General features: G+C 65.5%; 20 protein-coding genes and 1 tRNA gene. 13 read left to right on the top strand and 8 right to left on the bottom strand.

Annotated elements, in window-relative coordinates:
- The first annotated feature begins 31 nt into the window (after positions 1 to 31).
- The 8 genes from A7D16_RS03140 to A7D16_RS21115 are packed head-to-tail and all read left to right on the top strand — an operon-like array spanning position 32 to position 3,001.
- The gene (locus tag A7D16_RS03140; RefSeq protein ID WP_064629739.1) at positions 32 to 457 is read left to right on the top strand and encodes a hypothetical protein; all 426 of its coding nucleotides are present in this window, start codon (positions 32 to 34) and stop codon (positions 455 to 457) included.
- A complete protein-coding gene (locus A7D16_RS03135) occupies positions 450 to 632 on the top strand; it encodes a hypothetical protein (protein WP_064629737.1) in 183 nt (60 codons plus the stop codon). Before A7D16_RS03140 ends, A7D16_RS03135 begins: the two co-directional genes overlap by 8 nt.
- Positions 625 to 897 (top strand): hypothetical protein, encoded by a 273-nt coding sequence (locus tag A7D16_RS03130; RefSeq protein WP_064629734.1) that lies wholly within the window; start codon positions 625 to 627, stop codon positions 895 to 897. Before A7D16_RS03135 ends, A7D16_RS03130 begins: the two co-directional genes overlap by 8 nt.
- Positions 894 to 1,118 (top strand): hypothetical protein, encoded by a 225-nt coding sequence (locus A7D16_RS03125; protein WP_064629828.1) that lies wholly within the window; start codon positions 894 to 896, stop codon positions 1,116 to 1,118. Before A7D16_RS03130 ends, A7D16_RS03125 begins: the two co-directional genes overlap by 4 nt.
- Positions 1,115 to 1,387: a hypothetical protein gene (locus A7D16_RS03120; protein ID WP_064629732.1), complete on the top strand. Its 273-nt coding sequence runs from the start codon at positions 1,115 to 1,117 to the stop codon at positions 1,385 to 1,387. Before A7D16_RS03125 ends, A7D16_RS03120 begins: the two co-directional genes overlap by 4 nt.
- Positions 1,384 to 1,593 carry a DUF7696 family protein gene (locus tag A7D16_RS23975; protein WP_064629729.1) on the top strand — a complete coding sequence of 70 codons (210 nt, stop codon included), beginning with the start codon at positions 1,384 to 1,386 and terminating at the stop codon, positions 1,591 to 1,593. Before A7D16_RS03120 ends, A7D16_RS23975 begins: the two co-directional genes overlap by 4 nt.
- Positions 1,590 to 1,814 carry a hypothetical protein gene (locus tag A7D16_RS03110; protein ID WP_064629727.1) on the top strand — a complete coding sequence of 75 codons (225 nt, stop codon included), beginning with the start codon at positions 1,590 to 1,592 and terminating at the stop codon, positions 1,812 to 1,814. Before A7D16_RS23975 ends, A7D16_RS03110 begins: the two co-directional genes overlap by 4 nt.
- Entirely contained in the window at positions 1,814 to 3,001 is a 1,188-nt protein-coding gene (locus A7D16_RS21115; protein WP_082925703.1) for a site-specific integrase, read from the top strand. Before A7D16_RS03110 ends, A7D16_RS21115 begins: the two co-directional genes overlap by 1 nt.
- Positions 3,002 to 3,068: 67 nt before the next feature.
- Here the strand turns inward: A7D16_RS21115 and A7D16_RS03105 are convergent.
- The 4 genes from A7D16_RS03105 to dtd form a co-directional block, all read right to left on the bottom strand.
- Positions 3,069 to 3,144 (bottom strand) — tRNA-Ile (locus tag A7D16_RS03105).
- Between the two features lie 271 nt (positions 3,145 to 3,415).
- Positions 3,416 to 3,793, bottom strand: a complete 378-nt coding sequence (locus tag A7D16_RS03100; protein WP_064629725.1) for a DUF6566 family protein — start codon at positions 3,791 to 3,793, stop codon at positions 3,416 to 3,418.
- 138 nt (positions 3,794 to 3,931) lie between these two features.
- A complete protein-coding gene (rpoD, locus tag A7D16_RS03095) occupies positions 3,932 to 5,809 on the bottom strand; it encodes an RNA polymerase sigma factor RpoD (RefSeq protein WP_064629722.1) in 1,878 nt (625 codons plus the stop codon).
- 105 nt (positions 5,810 to 5,914) lie between these two features.
- Positions 5,915 to 6,355, bottom strand: coding sequence for a D-aminoacyl-tRNA deacylase (gene dtd, locus A7D16_RS03090; RefSeq protein WP_064629720.1), 441 nt, complete (start codon positions 6,353 to 6,355; stop codon positions 5,915 to 5,917).
- Between dtd and A7D16_RS03085 the strand changes: the two genes are divergently transcribed.
- Positions 6,354 to 7,370 carry a lauroyl acyltransferase gene (locus tag A7D16_RS03085; RefSeq protein ID WP_193395429.1) on the top strand — a complete coding sequence of 339 codons (1,017 nt, stop codon included), beginning with the start codon at positions 6,354 to 6,356 and terminating at the stop codon, positions 7,368 to 7,370. The genes dtd and A7D16_RS03085 overlap by 2 nt on opposite strands.
- Before the next feature lie 9 nt (positions 7,371 to 7,379).
- Here A7D16_RS03085 and A7D16_RS03080 read toward each other — a convergent pair whose 3' ends face one another.
- A complete protein-coding gene (locus A7D16_RS03080) occupies positions 7,380 to 7,901 on the bottom strand; it encodes a GNAT family N-acetyltransferase (RefSeq protein ID WP_064629716.1) in 522 nt (173 codons plus the stop codon).
- 243 nt (positions 7,902 to 8,144) lie between these two features.
- Here A7D16_RS03080 and ribA point away from each other — a divergent pair, with 243 nt between their 5' ends.
- The 3 genes from ribA (at position 8,145) to A7D16_RS03065 (ending at position 11,395) form a co-directional block, all read left to right on the top strand.
- Positions 8,145 to 9,278, top strand: coding sequence for a GTP cyclohydrolase II RibA (ribA, locus tag A7D16_RS03075; protein ID WP_064629714.1), 1,134 nt, complete (start codon positions 8,145 to 8,147; stop codon positions 9,276 to 9,278).
- A gap of 138 nt (positions 9,279 to 9,416) precedes the next feature.
- Positions 9,417 to 9,893 (top strand): PH domain-containing protein, encoded by a 477-nt coding sequence (locus tag A7D16_RS03070; protein WP_095522241.1) that lies wholly within the window; start codon positions 9,417 to 9,419, stop codon positions 9,891 to 9,893.
- Positions 9,890 to 11,395: a PH domain-containing protein gene (locus A7D16_RS03065; protein WP_064629710.1), complete on the top strand. Its 1,506-nt coding sequence runs from the start codon at positions 9,890 to 9,892 to the stop codon at positions 11,393 to 11,395. Before A7D16_RS03070 ends, A7D16_RS03065 begins: the two co-directional genes overlap by 4 nt.
- A 79-nt stretch (positions 11,396 to 11,474) precedes the next feature.
- Here the strand turns inward: A7D16_RS03065 and A7D16_RS03060 are convergent, their stop codons facing one another.
- Positions 11,475 to 12,533: a CDP-glycerol glycerophosphotransferase family protein gene (locus A7D16_RS03060; protein WP_095522236.1), complete on the bottom strand. Its 1,059-nt coding sequence runs from the start codon at positions 12,531 to 12,533 to the stop codon at positions 11,475 to 11,477.
- Between A7D16_RS03060 and A7D16_RS03055 the strand changes: the two genes are divergently transcribed.
- On the top strand, positions 12,534 to 13,358 hold the full coding sequence (locus A7D16_RS03055) for a glycosyltransferase family 2 protein (protein ID WP_064629708.1): 825 nt from the start codon (positions 12,534 to 12,536) through the stop codon (positions 13,356 to 13,358).
- A 199-nt stretch (positions 13,359 to 13,557) separates the two neighbouring features.
- Here the strand turns inward: A7D16_RS03055 and A7D16_RS03050 are convergent, their stop codons facing one another.
- On the bottom strand, positions 13,558 to 14,826 hold the full coding sequence (locus tag A7D16_RS03050; protein WP_064629706.1) for an O-antigen ligase family protein: 1,269 nt from the start codon (positions 14,824 to 14,826) through the stop codon (positions 13,558 to 13,560).
- A gap of 165 nt (positions 14,827 to 14,991) precedes the next feature.
- A complete protein-coding gene (locus A7D16_RS03045) occupies positions 14,992 to 16,713 on the bottom strand; it encodes an ArnT family glycosyltransferase (protein ID WP_064629704.1) in 1,722 nt (573 codons plus the stop codon).
- Positions 16,714 to 16,754: the final 41 nt, after the last annotated feature.

The raw sequence follows: 16,754 nt of genomic DNA, 5'->3' as shown, positions 1-16,754 counted from the left end.
CCCTCCACCAACGCAACTCAGGAGAGTCGATATGCAACAGCACACTGGAACACGTCCAGCCGCGGCAGCACGTCCGCTGGCTTCGAGCACCGGACCTGGCGCGGAGGCTAGCACGCCGGCCGTTGTCGCCTACGATCGCGGTGTGGGCGACTGCTCGGCGACTATCACCATGCACGTCACGCATGCTGCGGTCGTGGTCACTGCCACGCTGAACATGGGACCGCTTCGCGAGGCTCGCCAGTCGTGGGAGCGGCGTCGCGGCACCGGCACGGGCTGGAAACTGATTGACGGCCCCCGCCTGTGGACCACGGCGGAAGACCGCATCAGTACGGAACTGGCCGAATTCATGGACGGCCTGGATTTTCCCTTCGACCTGGCCAACATGCTGCCCCGCCGGCCGACTGCGGCTGCGGCGGCTGCGATGGCGCAGGCCGAACGGGAGGTGGCCCATGGTTGAGTTGCTGGCCTTTGCAATGATCCTGGTGCCGGCGGCCGGCGGCGCCCTGGTCTACAAGCTGTGGACGTCGCGCCGTCCGCGCCTCACCCAGACCGGCCTGGCCGTTGGTCAGGTGCCACAGCGCCTACGTCGCCGCACCCGCATGGCTGTGCGGCGGGAAGTTGCTCATGGCTGAGTCCGTCGTTCTTTTCGGACCGCAGGCCAGCGGAAAGTCACTTAACGCCGAGGCTCTGTGTCAGAAGCTCGGCCTGCAGGAGGTCATCGAGCTGGACGAAGTGCTGTTCACGTTCCGCGCTGATCGCGTGGAGTCTTCCGGGCAACTGATCCTGACCTGCGACGAGCAGCAGGCCCGCACCTGGTCGGTGCGTTGGGGCTTGCGCCTCATGCGTATCGAGGAAGCACGCGCCCAACTCGGCGCCGCATGGAGGACGCAACCATGAACCTGCAGCGCACGATCGAGGTTGCGCGCGCCGCCGCGCGTATGGGAGAGCCAGGCCCCTTGTCCACTGGGGAAGCGCTCACCGCTGCTCTGGTACTGAATCGTGCCGATTGGCTGACTGAGATGGACTACACCATTGCCCAGGCGTTGGACCGAATCGACTCCGACACCGTGCAGCATCTGCGGGACGCCGAGCGCGTGCTACGCCGGGAGGTACCGTGACGCAACGTCAGGTCGACCACGACAGTCCTCTGCCGCCCTGCACGAACGGCCACCTAGCTCGCCACATGCTCGATGCCCGCCGCCCTGAGGCGGGCGGCGGGCACTTCATCGAATGCGTGTGTGGGCGCACGCAGAAGCATCCCAGCTACGAGCTCGCCATGATCGAATGGCGGCGTGCTCATCGCATCCGCACGCCTCGTCAGCCACAGCCCTGTGCCCAGAACGTCGTGCAACTCGGCCTGCGCTTCACCGGTGCGCGCCAGCGATGATCGATGGCGCAAATATGGAAGGGTTTCGCAGGGCTTGCGAGGCGCGCCACTGGCTACGGCAGGGCTACACGGATGCAGCCAAGGTGCGAGAGCTACGGCTCCGCATCGCCGCTCAGCGTGGCTACGCCGCAGCTGACATGCTCGTGGAGGAAATGCGCGAGCAATGGCGGCACAGGCGGGAGTGGATCGGGGGACAAGATGCATGAGCGGAGGTGTACTGACATTCGAGGATCTGCGGCGCCTATGCGCGCCAATTGGCCCCTCCCCTCGTGCAGCGACCGTGGTGCGTTGGGCCAACGATCAGGGCATCCGTTACAAGTACGACGGTCGAGGTGGAATCTGGACAACGCTAGATGCCCTCAATGCCGCCCTTGGGCTGCAGCAAGACAACGAGATCGAGATGGATACAGAACAGGAGTTGATGTAATGGCAAGAGGCCGTAAGCGAAAATTCAATCCACTCATACCAGCCCACATTGACCAGGTCGCGCTTCCGCGCGGCCTGTATTGGGAAGATGGCCGGTGGTACATCGTCGAGCCGCATCCAGAAGGCGGGGCCACAAGAAAGCAAACCGTGGCCTATGCCGGTGCTCGTCTATCGGAGTTGCATGGAATAGTTGAAGAGCGTGCAGGCAAGGGCACGCGTGGCACGTTGCGTTATCTTTTTGATCGCTTCCATGAGTCACTGGAGTTCAAAGAACTGGCGACCGACACGCAAGATGACTATCGACGTTACGCCGACTCAATTGCGGACTATCTTCGCAAAGACGGGTCCAAACTGGGTGCGGTGCAGGTTGATCGCATCACCACGCCCGTAGTCCAGCGACTCGTAGAAGTCTTCGCGATGGGGCGGACTGCCAACCGTTACCAGCCCGCACTCCCGGCGACGCCTAGCAAAGCAAACCACCTTCATCGTTACTTACGGCGCACGCTTGCATGGGGCATGCGTGTCGGCTTATGCAGGTCGAATCCAGCCATTGGCGTAAGGCAAGCACGCGAAGCAAAGAAGCACCGGATGCCAACGCCGACTGCGTTCGAAAAGGTTCTGGCTTTTGCCCGTGAACGCGGCTCCCGGCCACCACACACCAAGGGCAGTTGCCCGAGCTATCTCGCACCCGTCATGGTGCTGGCATATTGCGCGCGACTACGCGGAGTCGAGGTGTGCACACTCAACGACACTCATAAGCAACCAATGGGCATACATGCTCAACGGCGCAAAGGATCACGCGACACACTCACCGAGTGGGATCCAGAAATGATCGAAGCGTGGGATCACCTGGTCGCGCGACGCACCGCCATCTGGACTAAGAACGGTCGAAACTTTCCAGTTCCTATCAAGCCTGAGGATCGACGACTACTCGTTGAACAAAGCGGTAGCCCAATGGCTAAATCATCGTTAGATAGCGCCTGGCAAAGATTCATAAGACTCGCAATGGCAGAGGGAATCATCGCGGAACAGGAGCGTTTTTCTTTGCATGGTCTCAAGCATCGCGGCATCACCGACACAGTGGGCAACCGTGGGGACAAGCAAGACGCTGCAGGTCATGTAACACCGGCAATGACAGGCCGCTATGACCACGCGCTACCGGTGGTAAAGCCGCCAAAGCGCAGCTAATTTTCCCGGCAATTTTCCCGGCAACTCTGAATCAAGGCGCTTGGCCGGGGCTAAGCCTTTGATTTTATGGTGGGCCCACCAGGATTCGAACCTGGAACCAAAGGATTATGAGTCCTCTGCTCTAACCGTTGAGCTATAGGCCCGGCTGCACAGCGCTCGCTGGTGCCGCATGCAATGCGTCGGGCCCGCAGGAGTGGGGCAAGTTTACCTGTCTGCCAACAAGCTTGTCTGCTGGATGCCTGCTGCTACCTGCTTACTTGCTGCATCCTTCGTCCGCTTTCCGAGAGCCCTACCTGACTGCGCTGCACGCGAACCGCGCTGCACACGGCCGCGGAGATAGCCGGGCCGTTCAAGCTGTACGTGCTGTTCGATCGGCACACTTCGGTCGGCACACATACCCTGGCGGAGCAGCCATCACGCATCCGCCATCTGCTGCTGCCTGTCGATCAGCTGGCGACCTTCGCGGAAGCCTTGCGCGATGGCGTCTTGGAACGTGTCCCAGGTCTTGGTCCGGTCGTTGATACGCGGCAGGCGCGTGCTGCCTCCGTCGGCGTAGACGTCTACCCATAGCGTCCACTTGGCCGTCGGCGAGGCCTGTTCGGCACGTACGCGGATCTCGTGATCGCGGTACGTGGTGGTTTCGAAGCGGCTTTGCCTACTCATAAGACGATCCCGTTTCCATTCGTTGGCCAACTTAGAAGTCGCGGTCACAACGCCATGTGAGCTTTGTAGAAAGCTCGGTTTAATGTTGCGGGGCCGTGTGGCTTCGTCGCCGGTGCGTGAACGCGGCAACGCGTCATTTCCGCAACGCGCCGTGTCTCGCAAGACGCCGCCTGATAGCCGAGCGTAGCGAGCTGCCTAGCCCACAAACGCAACAGCCCCGCATAAGCAGGGCTGTTGTGTGATCACTGCACGGTGCCGGCTACGGTGTCAGTCGATATCCAGGAACGAGCGCAGCTGTTCCGAACGGCTCGGGTGACGCAGCTTGCGCAACGCCTTGGCCTCTATCTGACGAATCCGCTCGCGGGTGACGTCGAACTGCTTACCGACCTCTTCCAGCGTGTGATCGGTATTCATGTCGATACCGAAGCGCATCCGCAACACCTTGGCTTCGCGCGGGGTCAGCCCTGCCAACACGTCCCGCACCGTCTCGGAGAGATTGATGTTGGTGGTGTTGTCGATCGGGGACTCCACATTGGTGTCCTCGATGAAGTCGCCCAGATGCGAATCCTCGTCGTCGCCGATCGGGGTTTCCATCGAGATCGGCTCCTTGGCGATTTTCATCACCTTGCGGATCTTGTCTTCCGGCATGTCCATTTCCTTGGCCAGTTCTTCCGGCGTGGCCTCGCGGCCGAACTGCTGGAGCATCTGGCGGGAAATGCGGTTCAACTTGTTGATCGTTTCGATCATGTGCACCGGAATACGGATGGTGCGCGCCTGATCGGCGATCGAACGGGTGATGGCCTGACGGATCCACCACGTTGCATACGTGGAGAACTTGTAACCGCGACGGTATTCGAACTTGTCCACGGCCTTCATCAGGCCGATGTTGCCTTCCTGGATCAGGTCGAGGAACTGCAGGCCGCGGTTGGTGTACTTCTTGGCGATGGAGATGACCAGACGCAGGTTGGCCTCCACCATTTCCTTCTTGGCCTTGCGCGCCTTGGCTTCGCCATAGGCCATCGCACGGCTGATCTCCTTGATCTCGCCCAGGGTCAGGTAGCTGGCCTTTTCCATCTCGATCGAGCCCTGTTGCTCGGAGACGATCTGGTCCTTGACGTCGCGCAGCGCCGACGACCACTTCTGCTTGCGCTTGAGTGCGTCTTCCACCCATTCCAGGTTGGTCTGATTGCCTTCCCAGGAGCGGATGAAGTCCTTGCGCGGCATGCGTGCCACGGTGGTAGCCAGGTGCAGCACCTTGCGCTCGTGGTCCTTGATGCCGTTGACCACGCCACGCAGCTGGGTGACCAGCGCGTCGGTCAGCGGCAGCGGCAGCTTGAGCGTGGTGAAGATGGCGGCCATGTCTTCGCGCGCCTTGACCACCAGCTTGTGCTCGGCGCCGTTCTTGGCATAAATCTTCTTGAACTTGGCGTATTCGTTGGCCAGGTTCTCCATGCGCGTGGCGACTTCCACCGGGTCAGGACCGGTCGGGCCGGCCTCTTCTTCGGCAGCATCGTCGTCGCCGTCGTCGTCGTCGTCGTCTTCGGCAGCGTCGTCTTCGGAAACGGCAACCGGGCCGGCGGCCGCAAGCGCGGCGGCGGCGGCATCGGCTTCTTCGATCAGGTCGTTGAAGCCGACCACGATCTCGGCCAGACGCTTCTTGCCTTCCTTGTGCGCTTCGTAATCGGCCAGCAGCATTTCGGTCGACAGCGGGAACACGCCCAGGGCCGCCTGAACCTGGCTCAGGCCTTCTTCAATACGCTTGGCGATGGCGATTTCGCCTTCGCGGGTCAGCAGCTCGACCGTGCCCATTTCGCGCATGTACATGCGCACCGGGTCGGTGGTGCGGCCACCTTCGGTATCGAGCGCGGTCAGCGCTGCCGCCGCTTCTTCGGCGGCAGTGTCGTCAACCTCGCGGTTGCCGGTGTTGCCATCGTTGAGCAACAGGGTTTCGGCATCGGGTGCAACTTCATGGACATCGATGCCCATGCCGTTGATCATGCTGATGATGTCTTCAATCTGCTCCGGGTCGACGAGGTCGTCGGGCAGATGGTCATTGACTTCGGCGTAGGTCAGATAGCCCTGTTCCAGGCCCTTGCTGATCAGTAGCTTGATGTCGGATTGCTGGGCAGGACGTTCGTTGGCCATGAGTGCTCGCGCCACCGGCTTTGAGATTGGAAAGAAGACCTAGCATTATACCAGCGTGAAGCCGCATCTGCCGGATTCAAGACGAGACCGCTGGTGCAGCGCTGGCTAGGGCCTGAGAAGGAAGGTCACCGGGCCATCGTTGACCAGGTCGACAACCATATGGGCACCGAAGCGCCCGGTTTCCACCCCGCCGCGATGTTTTTCGCGGCAGATCGCTACCAATCGATTGAACGCCGGTTCAGCCTCCAGCGGCGGTGCGGCGGTGCTGAAGCCCGGCCGATTGCCGGAGCTGGTGTCGGCGGCGAGGGTGAACTGGCTCACCAGAAGCAGCCCGCCGGCGGTATCGGTGAGCGAGCGGTTCATCTTGCCGGCGTCGTCGCCGAACACGCGGTAGCTGAGCAGGCGCTCGGCCAGGCGACGGACCTGCGCCTCGCCATCTCCCGGTTCGACCCCGATCAGCGCCAGCAAGCCGGGGCCGATCTGCCCGACGGTCTGCGCATCCACCGTAACGCTGGCCCGGGTGACGCGCTGGATCAGTGCAAGCATGGGCATTCTCGGGCAGCAAACTGTGGCGGGCAGCATGCCCAGCGCTGCCCGCAGTGTCACGCGCGGGCCTTCGCCGGCCGCGCTGTTTAGAATTGCGCGAATGAAACCTGATGTTCGCGCTCGCCTGTTGTACGCCACCGCCGCCACCGTGGGCCGCTTGCCGTGGCCGCTGCTCAAACGCGTGGCCGATGCGCTGGCCTGGAGCTGGCGCAAGCTCAATGCACGCGAAGCCCGCGTGGTGCGGCGGAATCTGGAGTTGGCGTACCCGGAGTTGGGCGCGGCGCAGCGCGCGCAGCTGCATGCACAGGTCCTGCAATCGACCGCGCGCCAGACCCTGGAAGTGCTGCGCACCTGGACCCGCCCGCCGGCAGACAACCTGGCGCGCCTGCAACGCAACGGCCAGGAGCTGTACGACGCGGCGCTGGCCTCCGGCCGCGGGGTGATCGTGGCCGCGCCGCACTTCGGCAATTGGGAGCTGCTCAACCAGTGGCTGTCCGAGCGCGGCCCCATCGCCATTGTTTACCGCCCGCCGGAATCCGAGGCGGTGGATGGTTTCCTGCAGCTGGCACGCGGCGGCGACAACGTGCGTCAGGTGCGTGCCGAAGGCCCGGCGGTGCGGCAGTTGTTCAAGGTGCTCAAGGATGGTGGCGCGGTCGGCATCCTGCCCGACCAGCAGCCGAAGATGGGCGACGGCGTGTTTGCGCCGTTCTTCGGCATCCCGGCCTTGACCATGACCCTGGTCAACCGGCTGGCCGAGCGCACCGGCGCCACCGTGCTGTACGGCTGGTGCGAACGCGCCGGGGACGACCTGCAATTTGCGCTGCACGTGCAACCGGCCGACCCCGCCGTGGCCGACCCGGACCCGGTGCGCGCAGCCAGTGCGCTCAACGCCGGCATCGAACGGATCGCCCGGCGCGACCCGGCGCAATACCAGTGGACCTACAAGCGCTACACCCTGCGCCCGCCGGGCAGTGGCGAGGCCAACCCGTATGCGACCGAGCGGCATCCGCACTAGCGACGCAGATCAATCGTCGTACGGGTCGGCAGGCGTAGCGAGGATGCGCTGATAAAACGCCAGATCCAGCCAACGCCCGAACTTGAACCCGGCCTCGCGCACGGTGCCGGCATGGGTGAAACCGAACTGTTCGTGCAAGGCGATGCTGGCCTGGTTGCTGGCATCGATGCCGCCAACCAGCACGTGCACGCCGCGTTCCTCGGCTGCGGCGATCAGCGCCTGCAGCAAGCTGCGTCCCAGTCCCTTGCCGCGATGGTCGCGGTGCACATAGATCGAATGCTCGACGCTGTACTTGAATGCCGGCCAGGCGCGAAAGGTGCCGTAGCTGGCAAAGCCCATCAGGGTGCCGTTGGCGTCCTCCACGCCGATGACCGGGAAGCCGCCCGCCTGCTTGGTGGCGAACCAGCCGACCATGCTCTCCGGCGGCCGTGGCCGGTAGTCGTACAGCGCGGTGGAATGGGCGATGGCATCGTTGAAGATGTCCAGAATGGCGGCGGCGTGGCGCGCCTGGCTGCAATCGACAATGTGCATGGGACCCGACGAACGTAGAGGTCGTCGGATTAGAAAGCATTGCCGGGCGCTGAACAACGCAGGCCGCACGCAACCAATCGGCGCAGGCCGCATCACTCAGTCGGCAGCGGCTGGATGCAGCGTTCCACCCGGCCGTGGCGACTGGCGCTTGCGAACCACGCGACAATGGCCGCACGCGGCAGGCAACGGCCGCGGCGGCGTCCGCCTTGAAGCGGCCGTGGCAATCCCCATCTGGAGTCGTGCATGAGCAGCCCCGTCCCCTTCCCCAGCGCACAGGCCTTCGGTGATCCGGCGGCGATCCGCTGCGAGCGCGCCGCCTCCGAGGTGCGTGCCGGGCGACCGGTGCTGCTGACGGCGGCGGATGGGCAAGCGCGGGCCGTGCTGGCATTGGACAGCAGCACCGCGCAGTCGTACGCCGCCTTCGCCCGCGCCGCGCTGGGCCGCCACTATCTCTTCGTCACGCCCACCCGCGCCCAGGTGCTGGGGTTGAGCGCGCCGCAGGGCGCACGCGTGGCCTTGGCTGAGCATAGCTACGACCAGCTGGCTGCGCTGGCCTACCTGCGCGATACGCCGGTGCCGACCCAATGGACTGCCGGCGATGCGCTGGATGCCGGCGGTGTGGAAATCGCGCGACTGGGCTTGCTGCTGCCGGCAATGCTGGCGGTGGAACTGCGCGATGCGCATGAGCATGCCGCCTTCGCAGGCTGCCAGTCGCTGGCGCTGGACGACCTGCGCGGCGGCTGCGCCACCTCTGCGGCCGCCGGCTATGAGTTGGTGACCCGCACCCCGGTGCCATTGCGCGGCTTGGGCATGAGCGAATTTGTGGTGTTCCGTGGCGGCGTGGCGCAACGCGACCAGGTGGCGATTGTGGTCGGCCAGCCGGACCTGACGGGCGCAGTGCCGGTGCGCGTGCATTCCTCGTGCCTGACCGGCGACCTGTTCGGCTCGCTCAAATGCGATTGCGGCGATCAGTTGCGACACGGCCTGGCCAAGCTGAAGGAGCTCGGCGGCGGCGTGCTGCTGTATCTGGATCAGGAAGGCCGCGGTACCGGCATCGCCGCCAAGATGCGCGCCTATGGGTATCAGCATGCCGGGCTGGACACCATCGACGCCGATGCGCAGCTGGGCTTCGGCCCGGACGAGCGCCGTTACGGCAGCGCGGTGGCGATGTTGCGCGGGCTGGGCATCGGCCGCATCCGCTTGTTGACCAACAACCCGGCCAAGGCCGAGCGCCTGCGCGCGGCCGGTATCGCGGTCGAAGACCGCATCCCGATCACCGGCGACATCACCGCCGAAAACGAGCAGTACCTGCGCACCAAGGCCGCACGCGCCGGGCATGCGCTGGATGTGGATGCGCTGATCCTGGCCGCGCAATAGCGCGCCCGGCGCCGGGTGCGCCTGCACTCGGCGGCCGGCTATGCTTGCGCACCGCTTCTGCAGGCCAGCCTCGTGCACGACGCTCCACCGCCGCACCCCGACGTCATCGTCAGCCCTGCTCCGGCAGAAGCGCCGGCCATCCACCCTAGCCAGTGGCAGTCGCTGCCGCGCCGCGGTGCGTATGTGGCGGCGGTCAATGGCGCGCTCGGCGGTGGATGCGCGGGCCTGATCGCCGCCGGGGTCACGGTGACCGGGCTGCATGCCTGGCATTACTGGCCAGCGGTGCTCGGCGTGACCGTGGTCATCGCGCTGCTGGGCGCCTGGTTGGCGGTCAAACGGCACCGGCTGACCCACTGGAAACTCGATCAGCACGGCCTGGCGCTGCAACGCGGCCATCTGTGGCAGAGCGACACGCGCGTGCCGATCTCGCGCGTGCAGCATGTGGACCTGCGTCGCGGCCCGATCGAACGCGCCACCCGCCTGACAACGCTGGTGGTGCACACCGCCGGCAGCCGGCTCAACGCGGTGGCGGTGTCGGGGCTGGATCAGGACGATGCCGAACGCCTGCGCGACCGCCTGGCGCGTCAGCTCGATCACGACGACGACGCGCTATGAGCGCCATCGAGCCTCCCGGCGGCGACGAGCAGCGCCTGCATCCGTTGTCGTGGGTGTTCGTGTTGCTGCAGCAGATCCGTCAGTTCCTGATTCCGCTGGCCGCGCTGGTCCTGTTCGGCAGCCGCGATGGCCATCGCGACTTCGCCGACCAGGTGGCCACCGGCGTGGTGGTCGCGGTGCTGGTGGCGATTTCGGTGTTGCGCTACTTCACCTACCGCTACCGCATCGGCACCGATGGCGTGGCGATTCGCAGCGGCCTGCTGGAGCGCAGCCGGCGCGATATTCCGTTCGCGCGCATCCATAACGTGGTGGTGCATCAATCGCTGCTGCACCGCCTGGCCGGCGTGGCCGAGGTGCGCCTGGAATCGGCCGGCGGCCACAAGCCGGAAGCGGAAATGCGTGTGTTGCGGCTGGATCAGGCACTGGCGCTGGAAGATCTGATCCGTCGCCGGGCAACCGACACAGACGCCACGGCGCCGCAGATCGACGACAACAGCGGCAGCTTGCTGCGCCTGCCGCTGGCGGAGGTGATCCGGCTGGGTCTGATCTCCAATCGCGGCATGGTGGTGGTGGCCGCCAGCTTCGGCGTGATCTACCAGATGATTCCGCGCCGCACGGTGTCCAACTTCGTCGAGCACAACGGCGAGCTGGCGTATCGCTATGTCAGCCAGATCCATCCCGGCGTGGCGGTCACTGCCACGCTGGCAGTGGTCGCCACGCTCGCGGTGTTGATGGCAATGCGCGCGCTGTCGGTGGCCCTGGCGGTGACGCAGTACCACGGCTTTCATCTGAGCGAGGCAGAGCGCCGCCTCACCGTGGAGCGCGGGCTGCTGACGCGGATCCGCAGCAGCGTGGCGTTGCGGCGGATCCAGTCGTGGACCCTGTACGAAGGCCTGCTGCACCGCCTGTTCGGGCGCCGCCAGTTGCGCGTGGACACAGCAGTGGCCGGCACCGGCGATAACGAAGGCAGCGCCTTGAGAGAGCTCGCGCCGGTTGCCGACCCGCAGCGCTGCGACGCCTTGCTGCAACGCCTGCTGCCCGGTATCGCATGGCCGCCGGCGCAGTGGCAGTCGATCGCCACGCATTGCTGGTGGCGATTGAGCTTGCCCACCGTGTTGATGCTGCTGCCGCTGGTGGCCGGCCTGGCGTGGCAGTTCGGCAGCCAGGCCTTGTGGTTGCTGGTGTGGCTGCCGTGGAGCGCATTCAAGGCGCATCGCCAGGTGCAGCGCATGGCCTACGCGGTGGATGCGCGTTTTATTGCAGTGCGCGGCGGCTGGTGGAAGCGCTGGTGGCGGCTGGCCGAGCTGGACAAACTGCAGGCGCTGCAATTGCAACGCTCGCCGCTGGATCGGCTTTCGGGCACTGCAACGCTGTGGCTGGATACTGCAGGCGCCAGTGCGACCGGCCCGGCCTTGCGGCTGCGTTTTGTGCCGTTCGCGCAGGCGCAGGCGCTGCAGGCGCAACTCGGCGCGGCGTTGGCACGGCGCAAGCTGCGCTGGTGATTGGGGAATCGGGAACCGGGAACCGGGATTGGGTCAACCGCCCAGCAGCAGCCTCTCGTCAACGCTCAACTGGCAGCGATCAACGCTGCGACGGACCCCAATACCCGAGCTCGCGACGGATCTGCAGCCCGCGCCACAACGCACCCACCGGCTTACGCCGCAGTACGCCGAGCTTGCCGGCGATAAAGTCCTCGGTGGCGGCAATCACCCGCTCCGAAGAGTGCCCGTCGCGATACGGATGGATTGCATCGGCGTAACTGGCGAGTGCGCTGCGTAACGCCGCGTCCGGGTCCAGTGCGCGTGCCAGCTGCTGCGGCAACTGCTCGGCCTGCTGGAAGTCGAGCATGTGCGGCTGCGGCACGCGGTTGCGAAAGGTCACCACCGGTTTATGCTGCACCACGAACTCGGACACGATCGATGAGGTATCCGAGACCAGCACATCGGCCGCGCGCTGCGCAGCCATGACCTCTTCGGGTTCGACGAAACGCGCGTTGGCGCCGGCCAGTGCGCGATAACGATCGAACAGCTCCGGTGCGCACTTCGGGTGCAAGGTCAGCAGCCAATAGTGTGCGCCGCGCGCGATATCGGCGGCAATCTCGTCGTAGAGCGCAGGCGCCGCACTCAGCCGCTCGGTAAAGGTGGAGCCGAACAGGATCACCGGGCGGCCAGCGGCCGGCGCGCGCAATGCGGCGCTACGGCCGCCATCGTCGCGAAAGACCGGGTCGAGCTTGGGCCAGCCGGTTTCCACCACCGCAAAGTGGCCCTCGCGCTGCGCCAGTGCACGAAATGGCGCAGTGGTCGCCGGGCCTTGCGTGCAATACAGATCGAACAGGCCGCGCACCCGGAAATGGCCGCGATTGTCCTCGCGCTTTTGCACATTGAAACCGTGAAAAAGCTGCACTTTGGCGCCTGAAATAAACGGCGGCACCCAGTTGGCCGCGCTGAACACCGCACGCGGACGCAACGCCAGCGCCTCGCGCAGGCCAACTTCGCGCACGCCCGGCAGCGCCAGCCCGCGTGCGCCGCCTTCGAACCAGGCCGACACTGCATGCCCGCAGGCCTGTAATGCCTGCGCCAATGGCGCCAGAATAGGCAACGCGTAACGCTCCGTTGCGAACAGCAGGTAATCGGCCATCACATGTCCTCTTCGACCGCACCCAACGAACGGCCTCGCATTTGCGCTTGCATTATCACGTTCAACGAGGCCGATCGCCTACGCGACTGTCTGACCTCGCTGGCATTCTGCGACGAGATCGTGGTGGTGGACTCCGGCTCCACCGATGCCACCGCAGCCATCGCCAGCGAACACGGCGCGCGCGTGCTGCAACGCGCCTTCGATGGCTACCGCAGCCAGAAGGCATTTTGCGTTGCACAGGCCAGCCATGACTGGGTGCTGTGCCTGGACGCCGACGAACGTATCAGCGATGAACTGCGTGCGGCGATCATTGCTGCGCGCGATGGCGGTTTCGCCACTGCGGCCGGCTATCGCTTCGCACGGCTATCGGATTACTTCGGGCGCTTCCTGCGCCACGGCAACGCCTATCCGGACCGCGTGCTGCGCCTGTTCGATCGGCGCCGTGGCGGCTGGCGCGGCAAGCGCGAAATCCATGAGGCCGCCAGCGTGGATGGCGCCGTGGCGACACTGGCGGGCGATCTGATCCATTACCCGTACCGCTCGCTGATGCAGCAGCTGGCCAAAACCCAGCGCTACGCGCAGATGATGGCCGAACACGAACACGCACGCGGCAAGCGCGCCACCTGGAGCAAGCTGGTGCTGGCGCCGGCATGGCGCTTCTGGCGCGGCTATCTGCTGCGTGGCGGCTTTCGCGATGGCTGGCATGGGCTGATCTACGCCTACGTGCGCGCCAACTACGTGCGCCAGAAGACCATCATGCTGTGGCTGTTGCAGCACAACCAACCGGTGCAGGACCCGCCGCGTGTGCCGGAGCAGCGTGGCGAGTAGGTGCGGTTAAAAAGATGGCGAGTGGCCGTCACGCCGCTGCGGGCGGCGCGAACGGTGCGTCGACGTCGGCGTGCATACGTAAGACATGCCGATTTCCGCAGCAACTGCGCCTATTCGGCGTCTGCGCGGTGGTTTATCAGTCGCTCAACGCGCGCACTGCTTGCGCATCCACCACCTGCAGCCGGCTGATCAACCGCTGCTAGCGAGTACTCGCCACACCGTGCGCGGCCTGCCGCGCCGCCAGACCCACCAGCACGCCGACCATGGCGGTGTAAAAGCTAGCTGACACCTGGTGCGCGAACATCGACTGGGTCAGCCCGCACAACGCGTAACTGATCACGATCATGACCCCGGCCGCGGCCGGGCCACGGAACTGCTTCTGCCCGCTGCGCCGGTGCAGCCGCACGAACACCCACAGCGGCACGCCGTAGACGGCAATCAGCAGCAACAGGCCGGGTACGCCCTGGGTGGCGCCCCATTCGGCCAGATCGTTGTGCGCGTGCCCCAGATGGCAACGGAACAAGGCCGGGTCGGCGGCACAGGCCGGCAGGTCATGCATGGCATCGTCGAAACGGCCAACGCCCACGCCGGTCAGCGGATGCGCCTTCAAGGTGTCCCAGGCCACGTGCAGGCGTTCGATGCGCGCGCCTGCCGAGGAATCGCTGTCACCGACTTCGTAACGCTGCAGGTCGCTCTGTAGTTCGCCCAGGCGCATCTGGTCGGTCAGTGCCGGCACGCTGAGTACAACGCCCACCGCCAGCACCGCGCTGCCGATGAAGGTCAGCAAGCGCATGCGCGCGCTCTGCCACGGCGCGCCCCAGATCAGCACGCCCAGCGTGGCCAGCAGCGACAACCACACCCCACGGCTGCCGCTGAGCACGATCACCGCCACCGTGGCGAATGCAGCGCCCACCAACCACCGCACATTGCCGGCCGGGCGGCAGAACACCGCCACCACCAGCAACATCAGCGCGATGTCGGCGAACACAATCGCGTTGGTGAAGCCTTCGGCGCGGGCGGCGCCGTTCATTACCTGCAACAACGCGATCAACATCGCCGCGAACACGCCCGCCAATGCGCCGCGCCACAGCCATACCTGGCGCGGCTGCAACGCGTATGCCCATAGCGCCGCCCATGGCAGCACCAGGAAGCGCGAGCGGTTGTCCACATCGCGCAGCCCGTGTTCGAACAAGGCGATCGACAGCAGCGACATCGCAATCACCGCCACCGTCAGCCACCCCACCACGCGTAACGACCGATCGCCCGCAGCAATGCCGTCACGCAGGCTGCGCCAGCCGACCAGCGAACCAAGCAGCAGGCACAGGCCGAACGGCAGCAGCCCGCTCGGCATGCTGACCACCAGCGCGGTCAACACGAACACGCCCAGCTCGGCGATGCGTCCGCCTGCCCGCGACGTGATCGGGGCAGACGGCGAGAGCGATGCGGGCTGGGTACGCAAGGAATTCATCGAAAGATCGGTGGCGGAAGGGAGGCAACACAGGGGCCAGGCAGCGGCAACGCCGGCCAAGCTAACGATGCGCCGCATGAATCCCTGCTAGACAGCCGCCATTGGTCGCATTGACGCCGTACAAATGACACCTCGTACATGCCTGTGCCGGTGGGTTCTGCTGACTCATTCGGTATCCAGGTTGCCCTGCTCTTTTTCTTCCACCGCGCGCTCGCTGGAGCTGGCCACGCAGTGGCTGCGCACCGCATCGCCCGGCACCAGCCACCAGCGCCGGCGGTTGGCCACGCCCACCAGCTGGCTGCGGCTGCGATCCACGCAGGCCAGCAAGGCCGTCTCCTGCGCCATCAGCCAGCGTTGGCCGGGGTGCGCTGCCTGCCAGGCCACGCCGCGCTGCAATTGCGTTTCCCACGGCACCTTGAAGCCGAAGGTCTGCGCCGGGCGGTCGGCCATCAGCAGGTTCTGCTCCTTCCATGCCACCAGCCCAAGCTGCGCATCCGGGCCGATGCGGCGCCCGGCCTCGCGCATCACCGCGCCCGACGAGCTGGAATCGTTGAAGATCGGGTAGCAGACCAGCCCGAACGCCACCCACCACGCGCCAAGCAATGAGATCACCGCCAACGCGGAGCGGCGCACACGCAGCAACAGCAGGCTGGCGATGCCCCAGGTACCCACCGCCAGCAGCAGCCAGCCCAGCGGGTCGGTGGTTTCGCTGCCCACTCCGCGGCTGTCCATGATTTTCTGCTCGAAGCCCGGATGCCCGATCAGCATCGCCGCACCGCTGGCAACGAAGGCCACCGTCAACAGCACTCCGAACCCGAACAGCAGCCGCTGCACGCCAGCCCGGCGCAACAGGCCTGGCACCAGCGGCGCCAGCGCCAGGCAGAACATCGGCAGCGCCGGCAGGATGTAGACATCGCGCTTGCCGCTGGGGATGGTGAAGAACACCAGCACCAGCAGCCACCAGGCCAGTGGCAGCAAGTAGCGCGGGTCGCGCCGCGTGAGCCGGCGCCGCCACGCCGGGATTGCCCACGGCAGCAGCAGGATGGTCGGCAGCCACATCGTGGCCATGCTTTGCAGGTGGTACCAGACCGGCTGGGCGTGGTCCCAGGAGCTGGCGTAGCGCTTGGCGGTCTGGCGCAGCAGGATGTCGTTGAGATAGACGCGATATTCGGGCTGACCGGCAGTCAGCGCGGTCACCATCATCGGCACGAACCACAGCAGGATCGCCACGAAGAAAAACAGCGGCCCCAACCAGAAGCGCCGGTTGCGCACATGCACGCGCACCCCCGGCCAGCCGCGCGCTGCGGCAATCCCGGCCGGGATCAGCATCAGCAGCGCGATGATGCCCACACCCTTGGTGATCACGCCCAACCCGGCGGCAAACCAGCCCAGCGTCCACCAGCGCCAGGCCGGGCCCAGCAACAGATGCCGCAGCAGGCCGTAATTGGCCAGGGTGATCCAGAACACCACCAGCGGGTCGATCTGCGCCTTCTTGGCCTGGAAGGTGAAGTGCAGCGTGAACAACAGCATCCAGGCCGCATAGACCCCGACGCGCCGGGTCCACAGGCGCCGGCCAAGGTCGTAGACGCAGGCCAATGTGCCCAGCGCCGCCAGCAGCGACGGCAGCAGGAACGCCACCCGCCAGTTGCCCAGCAACGTATAGAACAGCGCCTGCAGCCACATCAGCATTGGCGGCTTGTCCGAATACAGCTCGTTGCCGCGATGCGGGAACAACCAGTCCCCGCTCATCACCATCTGCTTGGCGACCAGCGCAAAGCGCGGCTCGTCCGCCGGCCAGGGGTCGCGCAGTCCCAACCCGGCACCGATCACCAGGACAGCGGTGATGGCCAGCAGCCAGACATCTTTGGAGGCACGGGTCTTGAGCATATCGAGGCGCAATGGAGGTAGCAGGTAGAGCGCCGATGCGG

It is taken from the genome of Xanthomonas nasturtii (assembly GCF_001660815.1).
Classification (GTDB): Bacteria; Pseudomonadota; Gammaproteobacteria; order Xanthomonadales; family Xanthomonadaceae; genus Xanthomonas; species Xanthomonas nasturtii.
The sequence above is the reverse complement of the archived record's forward strand: the minus strand, read 5'-3'. Positions and strand labels throughout refer to the sequence as shown.